Below are 16,144 nucleotides of genomic sequence, written 5' to 3'. Positions count from 1 at the left end.
ATCACGACCAGAGGACCGAATGAACCCAGCCAGACGCACGACCAGGGCGGCCACGACCGCCGTCGTGCTCGCCACCGCGGGCGGCCTGATCACCGCCGTCACCGCCCCCGCGTCCGCCGCGACGACCTGCACCTCGCCGGTCTTCAAGCGGCAGTTCTTCGCGAACACCACGTTCTCCGGTACACCGAAGAAAACGGACTGCGACAGCGCGATCGACCAGAACTGGGGCACGGGAGCCCCTGCCTCCGGAGTGCCGAGCAACAACTTCGGCGTCCGCTGGACGGTGACGCGCGACTTCGGCTCCGGCGGGCCCTTCGCCCTGCCCGTCTCCGCGCAGGACGGCATCCGTGTCTACCTCGACAACGTCCGCAAGGTCGACCTCTGGAAGAACGTGTCCTCGACGGTGAAGAAGACCGTCAACGTCACGATCCCGTCCGGCAGGCACACCCTCCGCGTCGACTTCGTCAACTGGACCGGGACAGCGAACGTCTCCTTCGCCTACACGCCCCGCACCTCGGCGACCGTGGACAAGGTCAAGCCCTTCGCCCCGACCGACGCGTCCGTGACGTACGACAAGGCCACCGGCAAGGCGAAGCTCACCTGGGCGAAGAACAAGGAGATGGACCTCGCCGGGTACCGCCTCTACCGGCGCCTGAAGGGCACGGCGTTCGGCAGCACACCTGCGGCGACGACCACGTCCACCTCGTACACGGACGCCACCCTGCCGGTGACCGGCGACACGTACTACTACGAGATCCGTGCCTACGACAAAGCCGGCAACACCTCGACGGGGACCGCCGACCAGGGTGTGACCACCGTCGACCGGACCGCGCCCCCGGCGCCCACCGGACTGAGCACCGCCTCCGAACCGGAGGGGCTGTGGGTCGGCTGGGGCTCGGTCTCGGGGGCTGCGTCGTACCGGGTGTACCGGGCGACGAGTGCGGAGGGGACGTACACCCGGGTCGGGAGTACGACGAGCCAGGTGTCCTACGTCGATGCCTCGGCAGCCGAGGGCAGCGCCTACTACTACCGGGTGACCGCCCTCGACACGGCCGGCAACGAGTCGGTACGGTCCGCCGCCGTCAGCGGCAGGCGCGGGGACCTCACCCCGCCGTCCGCCGTGACCGGGGTGACGGTCACGCCGACCGAGTACGGCTTCCATGTGACCTGGGACGCCAATCCGACGCCGGACCTGGCGCGTTACGTGGTGCGCCGCGGCGAGCTGCTCGGGGACGAGGAGGAGCGGATGTGCTCCCTCTACCCGGGCTACTACGTGGGCGCCGAGACCACCTCGTACGCCTACGCCACCGTTCCGGACGGCGAGGAATCCTGCTTCATCGTCGACGCCGTCGACGACGACGGGAACTCCACGTTCCAGTTGACCGGCGAGGCCCAGATCGTCATCGCGACCGAGCTCGACATGACACCGAGCACGGCGATGCCGGAGGGTCCGGCGGTCACCGCGCCGTAAGTTCTCAGAAAGAAGCCGGGCCCCCTCGTCGAGTGGGCCCGGCTTCCCTCTGGACACACTTGCCGCGCCGTAGCCCGCCCGGAAAACGCGAAGAGGGCCGGGAAACCCCGGCCCTCTCCACGAGTTGGCGTCAGCCGTCAGTCCTGCTGCCGCTTCGGCCGCCACACCACCAGCGCACTCGTCTGCTGGACCTCCTGGTACGGGACCAGGTCACGCCGGTACGACGCGTGTACCGCCGCCTCCCGCTGCCGCATCGCCGCGGCGGCGCCCTCGAGGGCCGCCTCCATCTCCGCGACGCGGGACTGCAGCGCGGCGACCTGGTTCTCCAGCTCGATGATCCGCTTGATGCCGGCCAGGTTGATGCCTTCGTCCTGCGACAACTGCTGGACGGTGCGCAGCAGTTCGATGTCGCGGGCCGAGTAGCGGCGGCCCCGGCCCGGGGTGCGGTCCGGGGAGACCAGGCCGAGGCGGTCGTACTGACGCAGGGTCTGCGGGTGCAGGCCGGAGAGCTGGGCCGCCACCGAGATGACGTAGACCGGGGTTTCCTCGGTCAGTTCATACGGGTTGCGTCGACGACCGTCCATCTCGATCATGCTCCCTTCGCGGCCTGGAACAGCTCCGCCCGCGGGTCCTCGTCCGCGGTTGCCTCGCGATACGCCTCGAGCGCTTCACGAGCATTCCCCGTCAGGTCCTTCGGAACACTCACCTCGACGGTGACCAACAGGTCGCCGCGGGTGCCGTCCTTGCGGACCGCGCCCTTGCCGCGGGCACGCATGGTGCGGCCGTTGGGCGTGCCCGGGGGCAGCTTCAGGGTGACGGAAGGACCGCCCAGGGTCGGGACCCTGACCTCGCCGCCCAGCGCCGCCTCCGCGAACGTGACCGGGACGGTCACCGTGAGGTTGTCGTCCTTGCGGCCGAAGACCGGGTGGGCGCCCACGTGCACCGTGACGTACAGGTCGCCCGCCGGGCCGCCGCGCTCGCCGGGTGCGCCCTTGCCGCGCAGCCGGATCCGCTGCCCGTCGGTGACGCCCGCCGGGATGCGGACCTGCATGGTGCGGGACGACTTGGCCCGGCCGCTGCCCTTGCAGTCGAGGCAGGGGTGCTCGGCGATCAGGCCGCGGCCCTTGCAGTCGGGGCACGGGTCGGTGAGGGAGAAGCCCCCGCCGGTGCCCCGGGCCACCTGCCCGGTGCCGACGCAGGTCGGGCACACGCGCGGTGTGCCGTTCTTGTCGCCGGTGCCCGAGCAGGCCTTGCAGGGCTGCTGCGAGGACATCCGCAGCGGGACCGTCGCGCCCTCGATCGCCTCGGTGAAACTGAGGGTGACCTCGGACTCGATGTCCTGGCCGCGCCGGGGTTGCGTACGCGTGCCCGTGCCGGCGCCGCCGCGGTTGAACAGGCCCCCGAAGACGTCACCGATGCCGCCGCCGAAACCGCCGGCGCCTCCTTGGGAGCTGCCGCCCTGGGCGCCACCTCCGAAGAGGTCACCCAGGTCGAAGTTGAAGGAGCCGCCGCCCGCGCCCGGCCCCGGGCGGAAGCCGCCGTTGCCGAAGAGGGCGCGGGCCTCGTCGTACTCCTTGCGCTTCTTGGGGTCGCCGAGGATGTCGTTGGCCTCGGAGATCTCCTTGAAGCGCTCCTCGGCCCTGGCGTTGCCCTTGTTGGCGTCCGGGTGGAACTCGCGGGCGAGCTTCCGGTACGCCTTCTTGATCTCGGCCTCGGTGGCGTCCTTGGGGACGCCGAGGACCTTGTAGTAGTCCTTCTCGATGAAGTCCTTGGTGCTCATCCTCGACGTCCCTCCTTCCACGTGGGTTCAAGCTCAGCCCTCGTCCGGGCCACCGCTCTCCTTGTCGTCGGCGGCGGAGGCCCCGGATGCACCGGATGACGTCTCCGCCTCGTCGCCCTTGACGCTCTGCGCGCCGGGCTGGGGCTCGGCCACGGCCACCCGCGCGGGGCGGATGGTGCGCTCGCCGAACCGGTACCCGGGCTGCAGAATCGCCACGCACGTCGTCTCCGTGACGTCCGGCGCGTACGAGTGCATCAGGGCCTCGTGGATCGTCGGGTCGAAGGGCTCGCCCTCCTTGCCGAACTGCTGCAGACCCATCTTCGCCGCGACGGTCTCCAGCGACTCCGCGACGGACTTGAATCCGCCGACGAGTTCGCCGTGTTCCCGCGCGCGGCCGATGTCGTCGAGGACGGGCAGGAGCTCGGTCAGGAGGTTCGCGATGGCGATCTCCTTGACCGCGATCCGGTCCCGCTCGACCCGGCGGCGGTAGTTCTGGAACTCGGCCTGGAGCCGCTGGAGGTCCGCGGTGCGCTCGTCGAGCGCCGTGCGTGCCTGGTCCAGCTGGGCCGTCAGGCCTGCCAACTGTGCTGATGCGTCCCCGGCCGGGGCCGCCCCCTCCCCGGAGGGGGAGGCGGCCTGCGGCTCGGCGTCGTCGGGGGTGGCGCCGGAAGGGACGTCGGGCTTCTCGTCGAAGCCCGGGGTCTCCTCCGTCACGCGGCACCGTCCTTGCGCTCGTCGTCCACGATCTCGGCGTCCACGACGTCGTCGTCGGCCTTGGGCGCCTCGTCACCGGCGGACGCGCCACCGGTGGCCTGCGCACCCTGCGCGTCGGCGTACATGGCCTGGCCGAGCTTCTGCGAGACGGCCGCGACCTTCTCGGTGGCGGTACGGATCTCGGCGGTGTCCTCGCCCTTGAGCGCGGCCTTGAGCTCCTCGACCGAGGCCTCGACCTCGGTCTTGATCTCGCCGGGGACCTTGTCCTCGTTGTCCTTGAGGAACTTCTCCGTCTGGTAGACGAGCTGCTCGCCCTGGTTGCGGGTCTCGGCGGCCTCGCGGCGGGCGTGGTCCTCCTCCGCGTACTTCTCGGCCTCCTGGCGCATCCGGTCGACCTCGTCCTTCGGCAGCGAGGAGCCGCCGGTGACGGTCATCTTCTGCTCCTTGCCCGTGCCGAGGTCCTTCGCGGTCACGTGCATGATGCCGTTGGCGTCGATGTCGAAGGCGACCTCGATCTGCGGGACACCGCGCGGGGCAGGCGGCAGACCGGTCAGCTCGAACATCCCGAGCTTCTTGTTGTACGCCGCGATCTCGCGCTCGCCCTGGTACACCTGGATCTGGACGGACGGCTGGTTGTCCTCGGCGGTGGTGAAGATCTCGGACCGCTTGGTCGGGATCGTCGTGTTCCGCTCGATCAGCTTGGTCATGATGCCGCCCTTGGTCTCGATACCCAGGGACAGCGGGGTCACGTCGAGGAGCAGGACGTCCTTGACCTCACCCTTGAGGACACCGGCCTGCAGGGCGGCGCCGATGGCGACGACCTCGTCCGGGTTGACGCCCTTGTTGGCGTCCTGGCCGCCGGTGAGCTCCTTGACGAGCTCGGCGACGGCGGGCATCCGGGTGGAGCCACCGACGAGAACGACGTGGTCGATCTCGGAGAGGTTGATGCCGGCGTCCTTGATGACGTTGTGGAACGGCGTCTTGCAGCGCTCCAGCAGGTCGGCCGTCAGCTGCTGGAACTGAGAGCGGGTGAGCTTCTCGTCCAGGTGCAGCGGGCCCTCGGCGGACGCGGTGATGTACGGCAGGTTGATCGAGGTCTCGGTGGACGAGGACAGCTCGATCTTGGCCTTCTCGGCGGCCTCGCGGAGGCGCTGGAGGGCCATCTTGTCCTTGCCGAGGTCCACACCGTGGCCGGACGCGAACTGCTTGACCAGGTAGTCGACGACGCGCTGGTCCCAGTCGTCACCACCGAGGTGGTTGTCGCCGTTGGTGGCCTTCACCTCGACGACGCCGTCGCCGATCTCCAGGAGGGACACGTCGAAGGTGCCGCCACCGAGGTCGAAGACGAGGATCGTCTGGTCGTCCTTGTCGAGGCCGTACGCGAGCGCGGCCGCGGTGGGCTCGTTGACGATGCGCAGGACGTTCAGACCGGCGATCTCGCCGGCCTCCTTCGTCGCCTGGCGCTCGGAGTCGTTGAAGTACGCCGGGACGGTGATGACCGCGTCGGTCACCTTCTCGCCCAGGTAGGCCTCGGCGTCCCGCTTCAGCTTCTGCAGGATGAACGCGGACATCTGCTGCGGGTTGAAGGGCTTCCCGTCCAGCTCGATCTTCCAGTCGGTGCCCATGTGGCGCTTCACCGAGCGGATGGTCCGGTCCACGTTCGTGACCGCCTGGCGCTTAGCCACCTCGCCGACGAGCACCTCACCGTTCTTGGCGAAGGCGACGACGGACGGCGTGGTCCTGGCGCCCTCGGCGTTGGTGATCACGGTGGGCTCGCCGCCCTCCAGAACGCTGACGACGGAGTTAGTCGTGCCCAGGTCGATGCCGACCGCACGTGCCATGGTTGATTCCTCCAGCGATGACTTGAGTGGAACGGACTCAAGTGTGCACGACGCCTCAGCCCTGGTCAACAGACCTGAGTCGCACGGACTCAACTCTTATCCGTTCCTTACACGCAACCGCCCTGTGACCTGCGGAGATTCCAGACGCCGAGGGCTGCGGGGGGTGTACACCCGGATCCGCAGCAGGACGAGCACGACGACCAGGACGCCCGCCGCCACCCAGAACACCCCGGACCGCGCGATCCATCCCAGATGCACGAGGACCGCGACGAGTACCCCGCCGGACGCCCCGACACCGAGCAGAAGCGTCACCCCCTGGGGGGTCAGGCCGAGCCGCCGCAGCCGGTGCGCGAGATGGTCCGGCCCGCCGCGCAGCAGGGGCCGCCCGGCGAGGCGCCGGGAGAGCAGGACGAGGGCGGTGTCCGCACCGGCGAGGGCCGTCAGCGCGAACAACACCCCCGCGCTGGACGCCGGTTCGTGCCCGGTCCGGGTGGCCACGGCGGCCGAGGCGAGCACGAACCCGGTGAACAGGGACCCGCACGAACCGAGCCCCACGCGCGCGGGAGGCCAGTTGTGCATCAGGAAGCCGGTCAGCGCGGCGGCCAGCACGCTCAGCAGCGCGGCCAGCCCGTCCAGCACCTCGGCCGCCGCGAGCACCCCCACCCCGAAGGCGGTCACGACCCCGACGGTGCCCGCCAGCGCGTCCGCGTGGTCGAGCGCCCTGAAGCCGACGGCGACGAAGACGATCCAGCCGACCGCCAGCAGCCCGCCCGCCACCCCGGTCTCCGCGTACGGCACGACACAGGCCGCCGCGACGGCCGTACCGCCCACCAGGAAGCGCATCTTGACCCGCCGCAGGTCGGCGATCAGACCCAGTGCGGCGACGGCGCCCCCGGCGCAGAGCAGCGTGCCGATGCCGGCCACGAGCGGCGCGAACCCGGTCCACTCCCCGGCCATCGTGACCAGGCACGTGACGAGCACGACGGCCATCCCGCCGAGCAGCGGGAGCGGGCGCTGTCGGCGTCGGTCGAGGACGCCGAGGCGCAGGGCCGGGACCCGCAGGGCACCGGTGAGGACGGCGGCGAGGAGGAGGGCGATGACGGCGGCGGCGATCCCGTAGAGCACGAACCCAAGCTAAGCCGAATGTCATGATTTGGTATGAATGGCGGGACCGGACCGGCGCGCCGCGTGACCCGGTCGACGCACGGTTTACTGAGGTCTGCCTCAGTAGCACAGATCACCGAGCGGCTGACTACATTGCGACACAGGATTGCGGGTACTCTCAGAGGACTGCATAAGTTACCGCTTAGTAATCTCCCGTGAAGACCCCCTCGCAGGCCCGAGGAGCCCGAAATGCAACTCGCCGCGATCATCGTGTCGCTGGTTCTGACCGTGGTCGGCGTCGCGCTGCTCGCACGCGCCATCGGCCAGTTCGTCCGGTACTTCAAACTCGGTCAGCCGCTCCCCGCCGGCGCCCGGACCGACAACCCCTACCAGCGCAGCGTGACGCTGGTGAAGGAGTTCCTCGGCCACACCCGGATGAACCGCTGGGGCATCGTCGGCTTCGCCCACTGGTTCGTGGCGATCGGCTTCCTGACGCTGCCGCCGACCATCATCACCGCCTACGGCCAGCTCTTCGAGGCCGACTGGACGCTCCCGGTGATCGGCGGCTTCCTGCCGTACGAGCTGTACATCGAGTTCATCGCCGCGATGACGACCCTCGGCATCGCCACGCTGATGGTCATCCGCCTGCTGAACCTGCCGTCCCGGCCGGGCCGCAAGTCGCGGTTCGCGGGCTCGAAGATGGGTCAGGCGTACTTCGTCGAGTACGTGATCCTCACCATCGGTCTGGCCATCTACGTGCTGCGCGGCCTCGAGGGCGCCATCCACCACGTGGAGCACTACGAGGCCGCGTACTTCGCCTCGTACCCGCTGGTCCTGGCCTTCAAGGGGCTGAGCCTCGGCACGCTGCAGAACCTCATCTACCTGACCGCCATGGTCAAGCTGGGCACGACCATGATCTGGATGATCACGGTCTCGCTCAACACCAACATGGGCGTGGCCTGGCACCGCTTCCTGGCGTTCCCGAACATCTGGTTCAAGCGCAACGCCACCGGCGGGACCGCCCTGGGCGGCCTCCAGCCGATGACCTCCGGCGGCAAGCCGATCGACTTCACCGACCCGGGCGACGACGACGTCTTCGGCGTCTCCCAGGTCGAGCAGTACTCCTGGAAGGGCCTGCTGGACTTCTCCACCTGCACCGAGTGCGGGCGTTGCCAGTCGCAGTGCCCGGCCTGGAACACCGGCAAGCCGCTCTCCCCGAAGCTGCTGATCATGTCGCTGCGGGACCACGCCCACGCCAAGGCGCCCTACCTGCTCGCGGGTGGCGGCAAGACCATGGAGGGCGAGGAGAAGGCTTCGGCCGAGGCCCTGAAGGACGTCCCGGCCGCCGCGCTCGCGGAGGCCGAGCGCCCCCTCGTCGGCACCGCCGAGGAGAACGGCGTCATCGACCCGGACGTCCTGTGGTCCTGCACCACCTGCGGCGCCTGTGTCGAGCAGTGCCCGGTGGACATCGAGCACGTCGACCACATCGTCGACATGCGCCGCTACCAGGTGATGATCGAGTCCAGCTTCCCCTCCGAGGCGGGCACGATGCTCAAGAACCTGGAGAAGAAGGGCAACCCCTGGGGCCTCGCCAAGAAGCAGCGCCTGGAGTGGACGAAGGAGGTCGACTTCGAGATCCCGGTCGTCGGCCGCGACATCGAGGACCTCTCCGAGGTCGAGTACCTGTACTGGGTCGGCTGCGCCGGCGCCCTGGAGGACCGCGCCAAGAAGACCACGAAGGCCTTCGCGGAACTCCTCCACATGGCGGGCGTCAAGTTCGCGATCATGGGCGGCGACGAGAAGTGCACGGGTGACTCGGCGCGGCGTCTCGGCAACGAGCCGCTGTTCCAGGAACTCGGCATGGAGAACGTCTCCGCGCTGAACATGGCGTTCGGCGAGGAGATGGACGACGAGGGCAACTTCACCGAGGAGTCGAAGAAGCCGAAGTCGGCGAAGAAGATCGTCGCCACCTGCCCGCACTGCCTCAACACCCTCGGCAACGAGTACCCGCAGCTCGGCGGCGACTACGAGGTCATCCACCACACCCAGCTGCTCCAGCACCTCATCGACGAGGGCAAGCTGGTCCCGGTCACGCCGGTCGAGGGCCTCATCACCTACCACGACCCGTGCTACCTGGGCCGCCACAACAAGATCTACACGCCCCCCCGCGAGATCATGACCGCCGTCCCGGGCCTGCGCCAGCAGGAGATGCACCGCCACAAGGAACGCGGCTTCTGCTGCGGCGCCGGTGGCGCGCGGATGTGGATGGAGGAGCGGATCGGCAAGCGCATCAACAACGAGCGTGTCGACGAGGCCCTCTCGCTCAACCCGGACATCGTCTCCACGGCCTGCCCGTTCTGCCTCGTCATGCTGACCGACTCGGTCAACGGCAAGAAGAACGACGGCAAGGCCAAGGAGTCCATCCAGGTCGTCGACGTCGCCCAGCTGCTGCTGGACTCCGTCAGGACGCCGGTGGACGACGAGCCCCCGGCGGGCGAGACGGACGCCGAGAGCGAGCCGGAGCCGCAGCCGGTGAAGTAGCCGGCCCCACAAGTGCGTCGAGGCGCCGCGCCCCCATGTCCTGACCGGGCATGGGGGCGTCGTCGTACGCGCGTCCGTCAGCCCAGGGAGCGGATGGACGTGAAGACGTACACCAGGAAGACGAGGAAGAAACCGCCCCCGGCGAAGAGCAGTTCCGCGATCTGCGGCTGCTCGCCCAGCAGAAGCGGCCGCCAGCCCAGGAACACGGCCGCGGCCAGCGCGGCGCGGATCGTCTGGACCGTCGGCGACCAGGCCAGTTCCTGGAGGGCGTCGGCATCGGCCGGCAGCGTGAAGACGGGCGTCAGAACACCCCCGAAGACCACCGCGAGGAGGATGAAGGCGAACAGCATCGCGTCGCCCAACTCGCTGTCCGGGAAAGCCTTCCAGCGCCCCTCGGCGATCGCCGGCAGGTCCCTGTCCTCGTGGACGAAACCGCCGAGCCGCGTCGCGGACCGGGCCCACAGGACGTCGACCTCGGTCCCCTTGCGAGGCTTCTCGGAGGTGTACGCGCCCATCACGGTGAGCCGTTCTGGCCCTCCCGCAACGGACACGACGAGCCGTGACGAATACCCCTGGACGACGTCCTCGTCGTCGACGTCCGCCCGAACCGCCGTCGGCCTGTCCACGACCGTCGCGGCACTGACCTCGGCGCCGGCGTCCCGCAGCGTCTCGGCCCTGCCTCCCGCCTCCGAACCGGTCAGCAGCGCGACGAAGAACGCGCCCGAGGAGAACGCCACGAGCAGCCATACGGCGACGGTACGGAGCTTGGTCCAGATCTCGTACCCGCGGAAGGAGAGGTCGTGGACGTCGTCCCAGTCGTCCCAGTCGCCCCAGCCGTCCCAGCGACCGCCCGAGCGGCGGTCCGGGCGGCGGTCCGAGCGGTCCGCGCTCCGCTCCTTGCTCAGTGAGACGCCGCTCGGACGCCGCCGCCGACGCCACCAGGCAACCGCGGTCGGCACCCGCAACACCCACAGCGCCAGCGCCCGCACCACCGCGCACCCCGCCGCGACGGCGCCCCACACCAGCGGCCCGTTCCACGGCCGGGGCATGGGCGCGACGCCGAGCAGCCACGTACACGCGACCGCCGTCGCCACCCAGCCCGCCAGCGCGCACAGTCGTACGACCCAGACCAGCACCCAGAACAGCACAGAGCGCATGAGCGCCCTCCCCCCGACTCCCCCAATGCGAACATCCGCATCATCACGCGTCCGGCGTCACACGCAACCCCTTACCACCATCAGCCAGCACACCACCGGCAACCCGGGCCCCCTACGGTCCAGGGGTCCCCTAGGGGATGTCACAGCTCGGCAGCAAAGCCGGGTCCGGAACGCCGGGCCCGGCACGTGACTCTCCGGGACCAGGTACGTTCGAAGACGTGGCTGGATTCAGGATCGGACGCGGCCGGGACAACGGCGCTCCTCACGCGCGACCGCAACAACCTCCGTACGGGCAGCAGCAGGCGCCCCAGGGACAGCCGTACGGCTCGTCCCAGGGACAGCCGTACGGCTATCCGCCGTCGCCGCAGCCCCACCCGGGGCAGCAGTACGGCGGCGGCACCCAGGCGGGCGGCTACGACGAGCCGGAGTACTTCGGCGACGGCGGCGGATACCCGCCGCAGCCCGGGCCCGACCCGTACGCCGCCAACAACCCGGGGCACACCCAGGCGTTCTCGGTCGACGAGGACGCCTACAACCAGGGCGGCGTCTACCGCGCCGGATCGGCCCCCACGGCCCCGATCGGCCCCCGCCTGCACTGGAAGGAACTCCTGAGGGGCATCGTCCTGGCCCCCAAGCAGACCTTCCTCCAGATGCGCGACTACACGGTGTGGGGCCCCGCCCTCGTCGTGTCCTTCCTCTACGGCCTGCTCGCGGTCTTCGGCTTCGACGGCGCCCGCGAGGACGCGATCAACGCCACGCTGTCGAACGCGGTCCCGATCGTCCTGATCACCGCCGTGGCGATGGTGCTGAGCTCCTTCGTCCTGGGCGTGGTCACCCACACCCTGGCCCGCCAGCTCGGCGGCGACGGCGCCTGGCAGCCCACGGTCGGCCTCTCCATGCTGATCATGTCCCTCACGGACGCCCCGCGCCTGGTCGTCGCGATGTTCTTCGGCGGCGACGCGAGCTTCGTCCAGATCCTGGGCTGGGCCACCTGGGTCGCGGCCGGCGCCCTGCTGACCCTGATGGTCACCCGCTCCCACGACCTGCCCTGGCCGAAGGCGCTGGGCGCTTCCGCGATCCAGCTGATCGCGCTGCTGTCGATCGTGAAGCTGGGCACGTTCTGAGGTTCCACAGCCGTACGAAGGGGGCTCTCCCGCGCGCTGCGGGGAGCCCCCTTCTCCTTCTACGACGTCCGGGCCGCGTCTGTGCCGCGTCCGTCAGGCGTCGAGAACCTGCCCAGCCCGCCTGATCACCGGAGGTTCGACGCTCCACGGGAAGTTGATCCACTCATCGGTCCGCTTCCACACGTACTCGCACTTCACCAGCGACTGGGTCTTCTCGTAGATGACCGCGCTGCGCACCTCGGCGACCGTGTCGATACAGAAGTCACGCACCAGCTTGAGCGTCTTGCCGGTGTCGGCGACGTCGTCGGTGATGAGGACCTTCTTGGAGGAGAAGTCGATGGCGTTGGGGACGGGCGCGAGCATGACGGGCATGTCGAGAGTCGTCCCCACCCCCGTGTAGAACTCGACGTTCACGAGATGGATGTTCTTGCAGTCGAGGGCGTAGGCGAGCCCGCCGGCCACGAACACGCCGCCACGGGCGATGGAGAGCACTATGTCGGGCTCGTACCCGTCGTCGGCGATGGCCTGCGCGAGCTCGCGCACGGCGGTGCCGAACGCCTCGTAGGTCAGATTCTCCCGGACACCGCTCACGCCACTCACACCTGCGTCCGGTGGAAGTTGAGGAAGGACCGCGAGGCGGTCGGCCCCCGCTGCCCCTGGTACCGGGACCCGTACCGCTCGCTCCCGTAGGGGAACTCGGCCGGCGAGGTGAGCCGGAACATGCACAGCTGCCCGATCTTCATCCCGGGCCAGAGCTTGATCGGGAGGGTGGCGAGGTTGGACAGCTCGAGAGTCACGTGCCCCGAGAACCCCGGGTCGATGAACCCGGCGGTGGAGTGCGTGACAAGCCCCAGCCGCCCCAGAGAGCTCTTCCCTTCGAGCCGCGAGGCGAGATCGTCGGGCAGCGTGATGACCTCGTACGTACTGGCGAGGACGAACTCCCCGGGATGCAGAATGAACGGCTCATCGCCCTCCGGCTCGACGAGCCGCGTGAGATCCGCCTGCTCGACCGAGGGATCGATGTGGGGGTACCGGTGGTTCTCGAACACCCGGAAGTACCGATCAAGACGTACGTCAATGCTGGACGGCTGCACCATGGATTCGTCGAAGGGATCGATCCGCACCCGCCCGGCGTCGATCTCGGCCCGGAGGTCCTTGTCTGAGAGAAGCACGTCCCGAGGATACGCAAGACGCGCGGACCGACCACCATCGGACGGCCCGCGCGCCAGCACTGCTCTCTGTACGACTACCTGTATGGACGACTACCTATACAGCTACTGCCAGGACACCTGCTCCGGCTAACGCTTCTCCAAAGCCACCGGCACCACACTGCGGAGCCGGGCACACCGAGGACACCGGACGAGCCGTCCGGGACCGAGCCGCTCGGCCTGCTGCATCGGGAACGAAGCGGTGCTGAACACGTGCCCATCGGCACAACGGACGACGGTGCGCTCCATCAAGTCCATGAGTCCCTTCCCCAAGAGCCGCGTCGTCCGGCTGCCACTCGCCTGACGACAAAAGCCACATTACGGGATCAAAGAGACGACTCTCCAGGCGGCACCCCGACCCACCCGGCCCCTCTCCCACGCCTCCACCGTACGCCCCAACTCCGGCCCCCCGCAGCCCTGTCACACCCCCGAAACGCACCGCGGCCCCACGGCTTCAGCGCCGGGGGCCGGACATGAGGTAAAGTGACTGTGCGTTCCGACACCGGTCGATACCGGCGTCTTACGCGGGTGTAGTTTAGTGGTAGAACATCAGCTTCCCAAGCTGAGAGTGCGAGTTCGATTCTCGTCACCCGCTCCAGATCGAAACCCCAGGTCGATGGCCTGGGGTTTACGCGTTGTCTAGTTCAATTTGGGAGTGGCGTGCCCTCCGCGTGCCCTAAGTCGAGGCCAATAGGGCCTTCAAGGGCCCCGCGGGCGCGAGCATTCTGGGTCTGGGCCTCCGTCGAGTTCCTCCGGCACGCCGGCGCCCGAACGCCTGCTGCTCGTCACCCCCGAACTGGCCGATGTACTGTCCTCCGTCGTCAGCCGGGTGCGGGACGCGACAGGGCGCATCCCCCTGGTGGCCTGCTACGACATCAGGGAGAGGGTGTGGAATCCCTCAATGCCGCTGCTGTTCCAGTGGCGCATCGCGGGACAGAACCGCCTGGTCACGGGCGAAAACATCCGCCGCGGCCTGACCGACCTCCTCCTCGCCTCCGGCCCCACAGACGCCTCCGGCCAACCTCTGCTTTACCAGCCCCACGACTTCCGCAGGATGTTCGTCACCGACGCCATCCTCAACGGCCTGCCCCCGCACATCGCCCAAGTGATCTGCGGGCACAAGGACATCGCCACGACCATCGGCCGGCCAGCGCCCGCCGCAGCTGATCGTTCTCGGCGCGCAGGGCGACGAGATCCTCTCCCGCGGCTGCGTTCCCCCACGTGGCCTCGGCCCGCAGTTTCCAATAGTCCTCATGCAGCAGGGTTGTGCGATGCATGGCATGTACCTCTCAATGAGTTCGACGTGTCCGGCCCGGCTGAAGCCGTCCGGAAACCGTGGCCGCCGACCACTCCACGGGGTCACCTGTGGTGTTCGTGGTCCCGACGGTCCTTGCGCCTCCAGCGCGCCCGGTTCTGGCGGCTGTAGCGGCGGTCCCAGCGGTCCTGACGATCCCGACGCTCCCGGTAGTCCCGGTAGTCCCCGAGATCGGAACCGCCGCTGCGGCTCCGGCCTCCGCCACGATCGCGGGCGTGCCGGGTCGCGCCGTAGACCAGCACCGCTGCGGCCACCCACCAGATGGGGTGAAGGAAGCCGAAGGCGAACAGGGCAGCGATGAGGATGAGGAGCAGAACGAACATGGTGGGCCTCCCCGGGAGTTGGACACAGCATCGATACCGGGGACTGGGGCCTCACACCAGAGCGTAGTCCTGCCCAACGGTTGCGGATACCGTGCGACGTCAGCGCGTCTGCCCGGCGTGGATGGCTGCTTGACACCTGTCGGGGAACTGCTGCGAGGGCTAGCGTGCGGTATGCCGCCCCTGCCCCCGGCAGCGTCGATCACCTCTCGCGCTCCTTCCGGGGGCGCACCCTGCGCATCGGCGCCGGGACCCGCCGCGTCACGAGCGAGGCCGTTCCCTCACACGCTCAGCGTCACGCGTTCCCGGCGCGCCCGATGTGCCTCAAGCGGGCAACGATCTGCTGCCCGCCGCGTCGCACGCATCCCAAACCAGGCGGCACGCATGTACGCGCTGATCGTTCCGGCTTCAACCCCCTTTGTCCTGCTCGCCGTCGTGATGGCCCTGTCCTGGTGGGAGGACCACATCCTGCCGACGTCGCCGACCGAGCCGGCCGAACCGACCGCCGAGGCTCCGTTCACCCCGGCGACCCCTGCCCAGCTCCCACAACTCCTCAGTGTCGACACCGCGTTGACAAGGGAGGATGCCGGGCGTTGATTGGCAACACGGCGTAGGGCCATGCCACTCCGGATCACTCGGTCGGCGCATTCCACCTTCCCGCTTCGCCCGGACCCCGCGGAACTCAGGAACTTCCCGCGATCCGGAGGCCCGGCAATGATCTGGTTTCTTCTCCTTCTGCTGATCCTGGTGGTGTTCGGGTTCGGCTTCACCCTGCAGATCCTGTGGTGGGTCGCCGCCGCCCTCCTGGTCCTCTGGATCGTCGGCTTCGCCAAGCGCGGGCGCGGCGGTGGCCGCCGCCGGTACAGCCGCAGGTAGTCCGTTCCGGAGCTCGATCCTGCCCGCAGGAACAACGGCCTGTACGGCGATCACGCGCGGGCGCCCACTCACCAGACAGGCAGGAGGCTGCCATGAGCGTCGGACGGACAATCAGGCACAAGGCACAGGCATTGAAGGGCCGGGTCACCGAACGCATCGGCCGGGCCAACCGCAACAGGCGACTGCAGCGGCACGGCAGGACCGACCAGGTCTCCGGAAACCTGAAGCAGTCCGGCGACAAGGCCAGTGGCGGTGGGCGCGTATCGCGCGCCCACACCATGGGGAGGACATCGTGACGTCGTCCAACACACAAGGGCGTGGCCGGGGCGCGAAGTCCGCGGCCCGTTCCACGGAGCGCGAGACGCTGACCGCCGCAGGGCGAGCGGGCTTTGTCGCGCGCGGCATCGTGTACGTACTGATCGACTGCTGTCCATCCGGATCGCCTCGGGAGCGGCGGCGGCCAGGCGGACCGGCAGCGCGCGCTGCACGAGATCGCGGCTCAGCCCTTCGGGAAAGCGATGCTCTGGGCGCTGGTGGTCGGTTTCGCGGCCATGGCGCTCTGGCGGGGAGCCCGCGCCGTGCTCACCAGGGGGCCCCGGCGGAAGGCGGGTTCGCGCGTGCTGGACGGCGGGCGGGCGGTCTTCTACGCCTTCGTCTGCTGGACCACGGCGGTGTACGCCGCCGGGGGCGGGC

16 protein-coding genes and 1 tRNA gene are annotated in these 16,144 nt (G+C 69.2%); 8 read left to right on the top strand and 9 right to left on the bottom strand.

Translation table 11 applies throughout. The features are described from left to right. Positions 1–19 precede the first annotated feature (19 nt). Positions 20–1,471, top strand: a complete 1,452-nt coding sequence (locus ACFWWR_RS16850) for a fibronectin type III domain-containing protein (protein WP_384303919.1) — start codon at positions 20–22, stop codon at positions 1,469–1,471. A 137-nt stretch (positions 1,472–1,608) separates the two neighbouring features. Here the strand turns inward: ACFWWR_RS16850 and ACFWWR_RS16845 are convergent, their stop codons facing one another. From ACFWWR_RS16845 to ACFWWR_RS16825, 5 genes are all read right to left on the bottom strand, one after another. Next, on the bottom strand, positions 1,609–2,055 hold the full coding sequence (locus tag ACFWWR_RS16845) for a heat shock protein transcriptional repressor HspR (protein WP_217242850.1): 447 nt from the start codon (positions 2,053–2,055) through the stop codon (positions 1,609–1,611). 5 nt (positions 2,056–2,060) lie between these two features. After that, the gene (gene dnaJ, locus ACFWWR_RS16840; RefSeq protein WP_383875523.1) at positions 2,061–3,251 is read right to left on the bottom strand and encodes a molecular chaperone DnaJ; all 1,191 of its coding nucleotides are present in this window, start codon (positions 3,249–3,251) and stop codon (positions 2,061–2,063) included. A gap of 33 nt (positions 3,252–3,284) precedes the next feature. Further along, positions 3,285–3,965: a nucleotide exchange factor GrpE gene (gene grpE / locus ACFWWR_RS16835; protein WP_383875521.1), complete on the bottom strand. Its 681-nt coding sequence runs from the start codon at positions 3,963–3,965 to the stop codon at positions 3,285–3,287. After that, positions 3,962–5,806: a molecular chaperone DnaK gene (gene dnaK / locus ACFWWR_RS16830; protein ID WP_383875519.1), complete on the bottom strand. Its 1,845-nt coding sequence runs from the start codon at positions 5,804–5,806 to the stop codon at positions 3,962–3,964. Before dnaK ends, grpE begins: the two co-directional genes overlap by 4 nt. A gap of 96 nt (positions 5,807–5,902) precedes the next feature. Continuing rightward, positions 5,903–6,931: an MraY family glycosyltransferase gene (locus ACFWWR_RS16825; RefSeq protein ID WP_383875517.1), complete on the bottom strand. Its 1,029-nt coding sequence runs from the start codon at positions 6,929–6,931 to the stop codon at positions 5,903–5,905. 228 nt (positions 6,932–7,159) lie between these two features. On the opposite strand from ACFWWR_RS16825, the gene ACFWWR_RS16820 reads away from it, so the two are divergent. Further along, on the top strand, positions 7,160–9,451 hold the full coding sequence (locus ACFWWR_RS16820; RefSeq protein ID WP_383875515.1) for a heterodisulfide reductase-related iron-sulfur binding cluster: 2,292 nt from the start codon (positions 7,160–7,162) through the stop codon (positions 9,449–9,451). A 77-nt stretch (positions 9,452–9,528) separates the two neighbouring features. On the opposite strand, the gene ACFWWR_RS16815 is transcribed toward ACFWWR_RS16820, so the two are convergent. Then, the gene (locus ACFWWR_RS16815; RefSeq protein ID WP_384303916.1) at positions 9,529–10,608 is read right to left on the bottom strand and encodes a hypothetical protein; all 1,080 of its coding nucleotides are present in this window, start codon (positions 10,606–10,608) and stop codon (positions 9,529–9,531) included. Positions 10,609–10,745: 137 nt separating this feature from the next. Between ACFWWR_RS16815 and ACFWWR_RS16810 the strand changes: the two genes are divergently transcribed. Next, positions 10,746–11,732, top strand: a complete 987-nt coding sequence (locus ACFWWR_RS16810) for a Yip1 family protein (protein ID WP_383875511.1) — start codon at positions 10,746–10,748, stop codon at positions 11,730–11,732. A 93-nt stretch (positions 11,733–11,825) separates the two neighbouring features. Here the strand turns inward: ACFWWR_RS16810 and ACFWWR_RS16805 are convergent, their stop codons facing one another. After that, on the bottom strand, positions 11,826–12,323 hold the full coding sequence (locus tag ACFWWR_RS16805; protein WP_384303913.1) for a phosphoribosyltransferase: 498 nt from the start codon (positions 12,321–12,323) through the stop codon (positions 11,826–11,828). Positions 12,324–12,328: 5 nt separating this feature from the next. After that, complete coding sequence (dcd, locus tag ACFWWR_RS16800; RefSeq protein ID WP_383875507.1) at positions 12,329–12,904, bottom strand: dCTP deaminase; 576 nt, start codon at positions 12,902–12,904, stop codon at positions 12,329–12,331. 560 nt (positions 12,905–13,464) lie between these two features. Here dcd and ACFWWR_RS16795 point away from each other — a divergent pair. Continuing rightward, positions 13,465–13,538, top strand: a tRNA-Gly gene (locus ACFWWR_RS16795). Positions 13,539–14,299: 761 nt separating this feature from the next. Here ACFWWR_RS16795 and ACFWWR_RS16790 read toward each other — a convergent pair. Continuing rightward, positions 14,300–14,578, bottom strand: coding sequence for a hypothetical protein (locus ACFWWR_RS16790; protein WP_384303910.1), 279 nt, complete (start codon positions 14,576–14,578; stop codon positions 14,300–14,302). A 381-nt stretch (positions 14,579–14,959) separates the two neighbouring features. On the opposite strand from ACFWWR_RS16790, the gene ACFWWR_RS16785 reads away from it, so the two are divergent. The 4 genes from ACFWWR_RS16785 to ACFWWR_RS16770 form a co-directional block, all read left to right on the top strand. Next, positions 14,960–15,172, top strand: coding sequence for a hypothetical protein (locus ACFWWR_RS16785; RefSeq protein WP_384303907.1), 213 nt, complete (start codon positions 14,960–14,962; stop codon positions 15,170–15,172). A 117-nt stretch (positions 15,173–15,289) separates the two neighbouring features. Next, positions 15,290–15,451, top strand: coding sequence for a hydrophobic protein (locus ACFWWR_RS16780; RefSeq protein ID WP_383875502.1), 162 nt, complete (start codon positions 15,290–15,292; stop codon positions 15,449–15,451). Between the two features lie 92 nt (positions 15,452–15,543). Continuing rightward, a complete protein-coding gene (locus ACFWWR_RS16775; RefSeq protein ID WP_383875500.1) occupies positions 15,544–15,747 on the top strand; it encodes a CsbD family protein in 204 nt (67 codons plus the stop codon). Positions 15,748–15,933: 186 nt separating this feature from the next. Further along, on the top strand, positions 15,934–16,144 hold a 211-nt coding region (locus tag ACFWWR_RS16770; protein ID WP_384304091.1), incomplete at its 3' end, for a DUF1206 domain-containing protein.

Source organism: Streptomyces sp. NPDC058678 (genome assembly GCF_042714835.1).
GTDB lineage: Bacteria > Actinomycetota > Actinomycetes > Streptomycetales > Streptomycetaceae > Streptomyces.
This window is presented reverse-complemented; position numbering and strand designations above follow the sequence as displayed.

What these genes read in the sequence shown, in the direction of transcription:
- ACFWWR_RS16790 (WP_384303910.1), bottom strand. Translation starts at nt 14,578, where the DNA reads ATGTTCGTTCTGCTCCTCATCCTCATCGCTGCCCTGTTCGCCTTCGGC.
- dnaK (WP_383875519.1), bottom strand. Translation starts at nt 5,806, where the DNA reads ATGGCACGTGCGGTCGGCATCGACCTGGGCACGACTAACTCCGTCGTC.
- ACFWWR_RS16775 (WP_383875500.1), top strand. Translation starts at nt 15,544, where the DNA reads ATGAGCGTCGGACGGACAATCAGGCACAAGGCACAGGCATTGAAGGGC.
- ACFWWR_RS16785 (WP_384303907.1), top strand. Translation starts at nt 14,960, where the DNA reads ATGTACGCGCTGATCGTTCCGGCTTCAACCCCCTTTGTCCTGCTCGCC.
- ACFWWR_RS16815 (WP_384303916.1), bottom strand. Translation starts at nt 10,608, where the DNA reads ATGCGCTCTGTGCTGTTCTGGGTGCTGGTCTGGGTCGTACGACTGTGC.
- ACFWWR_RS16810 (WP_383875511.1), top strand. Translation starts at nt 10,746, where the DNA reads ATGTCACAGCTCGGCAGCAAAGCCGGGTCCGGAACGCCGGGCCCGGCA.
- dnaJ (WP_383875523.1), bottom strand. Translation starts at nt 3,251, where the DNA reads ATGAGCACCAAGGACTTCATCGAGAAGGACTACTACAAGGTCCTCGGC.
- ACFWWR_RS16780 (WP_383875502.1), top strand. Translation starts at nt 15,290, where the DNA reads ATGATCTGGTTTCTTCTCCTTCTGCTGATCCTGGTGGTGTTCGGGTTC.
- ACFWWR_RS16845 (WP_217242850.1), bottom strand. Translation starts at nt 2,055, where the DNA reads ATGGACGGTCGTCGACGCAACCCGTATGAACTGACCGAGGAAACCCCG.
- ACFWWR_RS16850 (WP_384303919.1), top strand. Translation starts at nt 20, where the DNA reads ATGAACCCAGCCAGACGCACGACCAGGGCGGCCACGACCGCCGTCGTG.
- ACFWWR_RS16820 (WP_383875515.1), top strand. Translation starts at nt 7,160, where the DNA reads ATGCAACTCGCCGCGATCATCGTGTCGCTGGTTCTGACCGTGGTCGGC.